Below are 6,571 nucleotides of genomic sequence, written 5' to 3' on the forward strand. Positions count from 1 at the left end.
GTCAGCTCCTCACCAGGGTCGTCGCGGCGGGGGCGGGCACGCGCTCGGCGAGCGGGAGCACCGGCGGCAGCGCCTCGGGCGGCTCGCCCAGCAGCACCCGCCGCACGACGCGCTCGGCGGCCCGCCCGTCGTCGAACTCGCAGAACCGCTCCCGGAACGCGGCCCGCAGCGCCGCCGCCTCCGGCCCCGCCCAGGTGCCGTCCCGGAACAGCCGCGCCAGCTCCTCGGGGGTCCGGGCCACCGGGCCGGGCGGCTGCGCCATCAGGTCGAAGTAGACGCCCCGGGTCTCCCGGTAGACGTCCCAGTCGTCGGCGTAGATCACGATCGGCCGGTCCAGGTTGGCGTAGTCGAACATGATCGAGGAGTAGTCGGTGATCAGCGCGTCGGCGGCCAGGCACACCTCCTCGGTGGAGCGGTGCGCGGTCACGTCGAGGATCCGCCCGCCGCCGCGGGCGGCGCCCCGGTCGTAGAAGTAGTGGGCGCGCAGCAGCACGACCACGTCCTCGCCGGCCGCCTCGCAGAAGGCCGCCAGGTCCAGCCCGGTCTCGAAGCCGGTGCGGTGGTCGCGGTGCGTGGGCGCGTACAGGACGGCCGTCCTGCCCTCCGGGACGCCCAGGTCGCGCCGGATCCGGGCCACGTCGCGCGCGGTCGCTGTGTAGTACACGTCGTTGCGCGGATAGCCGTACTCCAGCTGCTCGTAGGAGCCCGGGAAGGCGCGCTCCCACACCTGGGTGGAGTGGCGGTTGGCCGAGAGGTTGAAGTCCCAGCGGTCGACGCGGCCCAGCAGCTTGGTGAAGCTGCCGGTCGCCGCGGCCACCACCGGGTACGTCGACTGGTCGACGCCCATCTTCTTCAGCGGCGTGCCGTGCTGCGTCTGCAGGTGCACGCTGCCCGGCCGCTTGACCACGCCCTCCGCGAAGTTGGCGTTGTTGACCAGGTACTTCGCGCGGGCCAGCACCTCCCAGCAGCGGCGGCTGCCGAGGACGGCGTACTCCACGCCCTCGGGCAGGGTGTGCTCCCGGCCGGCCTCGACCAGGAACACCGAGCGGATGTGCGGGGCCAGTTCGCGCGCCCTGGCGTGGATCGCCGCCGGATTGCAGGCGTAGCCGCGGCCCCAGTACGCGCAGTACACGGCGAGGTTCGGATCCAGCGGGCGGCGCAGGTGCAGCCGGTACAGCAGGCGGGTGCGCGCTCCGCGCGGGCGGGGCACGGCCCGGACGGCGCGCACGGCCGCCCGGTGCAGGCCGCGCAGCGCCCGGAACGCCGGGTACGACCCGGACGCCAGCAGCCGGTGCTGCACGCCGAGCCCGCCGCCCGGGGGACGGAAACCGGCGGGCCGGTGACGGCGGTAGAGCGCGCTCGCCCGGCGGAAGAAGTCCCGGCGCCCCGACGGCAGCCGCCGCGGGTGCGCGGCCGTCCGCAGCAGCGCGGCGACGGCCTGCTCGAACAGCGGCTCCCGGCGCCGCGCCGGCAGCCCCAGCTCGCCGGCGCGGGTGAGCACCAGGTCCACCTGGCCGAGCAGGTCGAAGTGGTGCGTCCCCGGCGCGTCGAGCCGGCTGCCCTGCCGGCGCAGCAGATGCCGCACGACCACCGAGCGCAGCACCGCCAGCCGCTCGGCGTGGACCGTGACCAGGCCGCCGAAGCCGACGTCGGTGTGGTGCCCGGCGGGGAAGGCCAGCCGCCGCCCGGTGAGGAAGGCCCGCCGGTAGGCCGCGCTCCACGCCGGCAGCCGCACGCCGGTCAGCCACGGCGCCCGGCCGGGGGAGAAGGGCCCGTCCGGGGCGTCCGCCAGCAGGGGCGCGGCCGGGTTCGCCGGCTCGCCCTCCCACCAGGGGACCCGCTCGTGCTCGGCGTACAGGACGTCCACGTCGCCCGTCTCCCGCAGCCGCGCGTCGAGCGCCGCCAGCGCCCCCGGCACGAGCGTGTCGTCGCCGTCGAGGAACAGCACGTACGCGCCGGTCGCCGCCCGCAGCCCGGCGTTGCGCGCCCCGGCCAGGCCGGCCGACGGCGGCGCGTGCACGGGGGCCACCCGGGAGTCCCGCCCGGCGCGGGCCGCGGCCACGTCCGCCGCGGGGGAGGCCGGCGCGTCGCACACCGGGATCAGCTCGAAGTCGCCGAAGGACTGGGCGAGGACCGAGTCCAGCGCCTGGGTCAGCCGGCCCGCGACCCCATGGGACGGGACGATGATGCTGAAGCGGGGCATTCTGCTCCCTCTGTGGCTCGACGGGTCTTCTCGGTGCGGCCGGTCGCCTCAGCCGGCGGGACGGCGGCCGGGCCGCCCCGCCGGCCGCCAGGCGGGCGGCCGGGTCGGCGTGGGCCGCGACGAGCCGCGGGGCCTGCGGAACATACGGACTCCGGGGGGACGGCGGTCAGGGACTGTCGGGGACGGCGCGCGGATCGCGGGCCGCGGACCCGCCGGTGACCGCGCCGCGGGCGTTGGGCGGGCGGCCGCCCGCCGCGCTCGGCCCCGGAGCCCGGCACGACCGGCACGGTGCCGGCTCCGGGCACCCGGCGGGGCGCGCCTGAACCTGGTACGCGGGGACGATGACACTGGACCGGGGCACGGCACATCCATGGGTCGGTGCGGGCGTTCGGCCCGGGAACGGCCAATGGAGTGACTTGGTTACGGCGTTTGTGGCAGATGGGGGACCGCGGCCGGACGGCGGAGGGGGCGGGCCGGTGCCGGCCCGCCCCCTCCGCCCCGTCCCCGGCGGCTACTTGACGGCGCCCGCCATCACCCCGGAGACGAACTGCCGCTGGAACGCGAAGAACACGGCCAGCGGGATCACCATGGAGATGAACGCGCCGGGCGCCAGCACGTCGATGTTGTTGCCGAACTGCCGTACCTGCGTCTGCAGCGCGACCGTGATCGGCTGGCTGCCGGAGTCGGTGAACACCAGCGCGATCAGCATGTCGTTCCACACCCACAGGAACTGGAAGATGCCCAGGCTCGCGATCGCCGGGCCGCCGAGCGGCATCACGACCCGCGCGAACAGGCGCAGTTCACCGGCGCCGTCGAGGCGGGCCGCCTCCAGCAGCTCCCGGGGGATCTCCGCGAAGAAGTTCCGCAGCAGGAACACCGCGAAGGGCAGGCCGAAACCGGTGTGGAACAGGACCACGCCGAGGACCGAACCGAACAGGCCGATCCCGCCGAAGAGCTCGGCGATCGGGATCAGCGCCACCTGCACGGGCACCACCAGCAGCCCGACCACGCCGAGGAACCACCAGTCGCGGCCCGGGAACTCCATCCACGCGAACGCGTAGCCCGCCAGGGAGCCGATCACGACCACGAGGACCGTCGACGGGACCGTGATCAGCACGGTGTTGACCAGGGAGTCGGTGATGTCGCCGTTGCCCAGCAGCTTGTCGTAGCTCTCGAAGGTGAGCTGCGCGGGCTCGGTGAACACCTCCCACCAGCCGCTCGCGGCCATGTCCCGCGGCGCGCGCAGCGAGGAGATCAGCAGACCGATCGTCGGGACCAGCCAGAACAGGCCGACGACGACGAGGAACACCCGGACCAGGCCGCCGCCGACGCCCTCGGCGAGGCGCGAGCCGAGCGACCGCCCGGCCTTCGCCGGCTGGGCGGGGGCAGCCTTCGGAGGAGTGCCGGCTTCGGCCGTCATCGCCTGACCTCCCGCCTGAGCCTGCGGATGTTGAACCACATCACCGGGATCACCAGGAGCAGCAGGAACACCGAGATCGCGCTGGCGACGCCCGGCTGGTCCTCGGAGAAGCCCTTGCGGTACAGCTCCAGGGCGAGGACGTTCGCGTCGTCCTGGGAGGAGCCGGGGGCGATGATGAAGACCAGGTCGAAGACCTTCAGCACGTTGATCATCAAGGTCACGGTGACGACCGCGAGGACCGGTGCCAGCAGCGGCACCGTGACCTTCCGGAACACCTGCCACTCGTTCGCCCCGTCGACCCGGGCGGCCTCCAGGAGCTCGCGGGGCACCCCGGCCAGCCCGGCCGCGATCAGCACCATCGCGAAACCGGCCCACATCCACACGTACGCCCCGATGATCGCCGGGGTGACCAGGGCCGGGCCGAGCCAGTCCGCACCGTTGTACGGCTCCCGGAAGTTGTCCGCCGGGAGCCGCAGCAGCGCCCCGTCGGCCGCCGCGGGCAGCGTGAACGTGCCGTCGTCGGCGGCCGTCGTCGACGCGACGACCCGGCCGTCCCGGACGGCCTCGATCCGCATGCCGGCGTAGCCCAGCTCGGACGCGTCGACGCCGCCCAGCGTGCCGACGCCCTTGCCGCGGGTGAAGTCCTGCCAGGCCGTGCCGGCGACCTTGCCCGGTTCCGGCCGCGGCGGCGCCGCCCGCCGCGCGCTGTCGGGCATCCGGTCGGGCGCGACACCGACCAGCGGCAGCGCGACCGGCTCGCCGGCCCGCACCGGCTCCCGGGTGACGAACGCGCCCCCGCCGGCCGGCCGCAGCGGCGACTCGCGGCCCGGGTGCGCCTTCGGGAACGCCGACGACTGGGCGAACGTGTCGTGGACGCCCACCCACACCGCGTTGGCGACGCCCTTGTCCGGGTCCTGGTCGTACACCAGCCGGAAGATGATGCCCGCCGCCAGCATCGAGATCGCCATCGGCATGAAGACGACCAGCTTGAACGCCGTGCCCCAGCGCACCCGTTCGGTCAGCACCGCGAACACCAGCCCGAGCGCGGTGGCGACCGTCGGCGCGAACACCACCCAGACGACGTTGTTCTTCAGGGCGGTGCGGATGCCGTCGTCGGTGAACAGGGCCCGGTAGTTGTCGAATCCGGCGAAGCCGTCGCCGGACTGGTCGTAGAAGCTGCGGACGAGGGAGTACCCGATCGGGTAGACGACGAGCGCGCCCAGCAGCACGAAGGCGGGCAGCAGGAACAGCGCCGCCACCGCCTTGCGGGTGCCGGTCACGCTCCTGCGCGACCTGGGGGCGACCGGGCCCGGCGGGGCCCCTGCCGCGCTGACCGACGCCATGGCGTCAGTCCCCGTAGGCGGCGGCCGCGTCCGCCTCCAGCTTGCGCTGGGCGCCCGCGACGTCCTTCGGGTTCTTCAGGAAGTCCTGCAGCGCCTTCCACTCGCCCTTGCCGGGCGTGCCGCCGAAGGCCTGCGGCGCCTGGTCGGACATGTCGAAGCGGAAGCTGTCACCGGCCGCGAGCAGCGCCTTCGCCATCTTCCGCTGCACCTCGTTCGGGTACGCCGACTCCGGCACGTTCCTGTTCGGCGAGAGGTAGCCGCCCAGCTTCGCCTGGACCGCCGCCGCGTCCGGGGAGGCGAGGAAGGTGGCCAGCGCCTGCGCCGCCTTCGAGTCCTGGAGGATCACGGCCGCGTCGCCGCCGGACACCACCGGCGCGGTGTCCCCGACCGCCGGGAACGGGAACACCTTCGCGTCCGTCCCGATCTCCGCCTCCGTCTCCCCGATGTTGACCTGCACGAAGTCGCCCTCGTAGACCATGCCCGCCTTGGGCTGGTCGCCGCCGGTGAAGGTCTGCGTCACCGACGCCGGGAACTCCGTCTGCAGCGCGCCGTCCGGGCCGCCCGCGAGGTAGTCCTTCTCGCCCCAGACCTCGGCGAGGGTGGTCAGGGCTTCCTTCACGGAAGGGTCCGTCCACTTGATCTCGTGCCGGGCCAGCTGGTCGTACTTCTCCGGGCCGGCCTGGGAGAGGTAGACGTTCTCGAACCAGTCGGTGAGGGTCCAGCCGTCGGCGCCGCCGACGGAGAACGGGGTGACACCGGAGTCGTAGACGGTCCGCGCGGTGGTGATCAGCTCGTCCCAGGTCTTGGGCTCGCTCGCCCCGGCGTTCTCGAAGACCTGGGCGTTGTACCAGATCAGGGACTTGTTGGCGGCCTTGTAGTAGACGCCGTACTGCTTGCCGTCGACCTTGCCGATGTCCTGCCAGCCCTGCGAGTAGTTCTCGCCGAGCTCCTCGAGCGCGTCCGCGCCCAGCGGCTTGGCCCAGCCCCGTTCGACGGCCTGCTTGATGGCGCCGGGCTGCGGGAGCAGCGCCACGTCCGGCGGCTGACCGCCCGCGATCTTCGAACCGAGAAAGTTGATGATCGGGTCCTGGGCGGGCACGAAGGTCACCTCGGCGCCCGTGCGCTTCTCGAACTCCGCCAGGACCTTCTTGAAGTTGGCCTGCTCGGCGCCGGTCCAGACGGCGGAGACCTCCAGGCTCTCGCCGTCCAGCCTGGGCAGGGTGACGGCGGCGGCCGTCGCGTCACCGCTCTTCGGGGGATCGCCGTCGCTCTTGTCGTCGTCGCTTCCGCAGGCGGTGAGCGAGAGCGCCAGAGCTCCCGCGACGGCGGCGGCCGCGGCCCGCGCGGCTCTGCGGCGGGTGGGGGATGCCGTGAGACGGCTGGGCGATTTGCGTGTCCGTAAGGTGCTGCTCGTGCTGCGCATCACTGCCCCGTTCTTCGTTCCTCGTCGAACGTCCGGCGCTGTCCCGTGCGGTCTGGTGTACGCCCGGCGGGTCGGGGGCGGCAAGAGCGCGTCCGGCGTGAACGCCGGGATCGTGACCGCCTCGTGATCAGGCACCGGCCCCGCGGCGCGGCCGGCCGGCCGCGCCGCGGGGCCGGTGCCTG

At 73.9% G+C, this 6,571-nt stretch carries 4 protein-coding genes; all 4 read right to left on the reverse strand.

Annotated features, from left to right (window positions below; all coding sequences use genetic code 11):
* Position 1: 1 nt before the first annotated feature.
* Positions 2 to 2,203 (reverse strand): bifunctional glycosyltransferase family 2 protein/CDP-glycerol:glycerophosphate glycerophosphotransferase, encoded by a 2,202-nt coding sequence (locus tag ABD363_RS29110; RefSeq protein WP_344608905.1) that lies wholly within the window; start codon positions 2,201 to 2,203, stop codon positions 2 to 4.
* A gap of 511 nt (positions 2,204 to 2,714) precedes the next feature.
* Positions 2,715 to 3,623, reverse strand: coding sequence for a carbohydrate ABC transporter permease (locus ABD363_RS29115; protein WP_344608907.1), 909 nt, complete (start codon positions 3,621 to 3,623; stop codon positions 2,715 to 2,717).
* Positions 3,620 to 4,903: a carbohydrate ABC transporter permease gene (locus ABD363_RS29120; RefSeq protein WP_344608909.1), complete on the reverse strand. Its 1,284-nt coding sequence runs from the start codon at positions 4,901 to 4,903 to the stop codon at positions 3,620 to 3,622. The genes ABD363_RS29115 and ABD363_RS29120 overlap by 4 nt, the downstream gene beginning before the upstream one ends.
* 67 nt (positions 4,904 to 4,970) lie before the next feature.
* On the reverse strand, positions 4,971 to 6,389 hold the full coding sequence (locus ABD363_RS29125; RefSeq protein ID WP_344608911.1) for an ABC transporter substrate-binding protein: 1,419 nt from the start codon (positions 6,387 to 6,389) through the stop codon (positions 4,971 to 4,973).
* Positions 6,390 to 6,571: the final 182 nt, after the last annotated feature.

Source organism: Streptomyces glaucus (assembly GCF_039533365.1).
Classification (GTDB): domain Bacteria; phylum Actinomycetota; class Actinomycetes; order Streptomycetales; family Streptomycetaceae; genus Streptomyces; species Streptomyces glaucus.

What these genes read in the sequence shown, in the direction of transcription:
- ABD363_RS29125 (WP_344608911.1), bottom strand. Translation starts at nt 6,389, where the DNA reads ATGCGCAGCACGAGCAGCACCTTACGGACACGCAAATCGCCCAGCCGT.
- ABD363_RS29110 (WP_344608905.1), bottom strand. Translation starts at nt 2,203, where the DNA reads ATGCCCCGCTTCAGCATCATCGTCCCGTCCCATGGGGTCGCGGGCCGG.
- ABD363_RS29115 (WP_344608907.1), bottom strand. Translation starts at nt 3,623, where the DNA reads ATGACGGCCGAAGCCGGCACTCCTCCGAAGGCTGCCCCCGCCCAGCCG.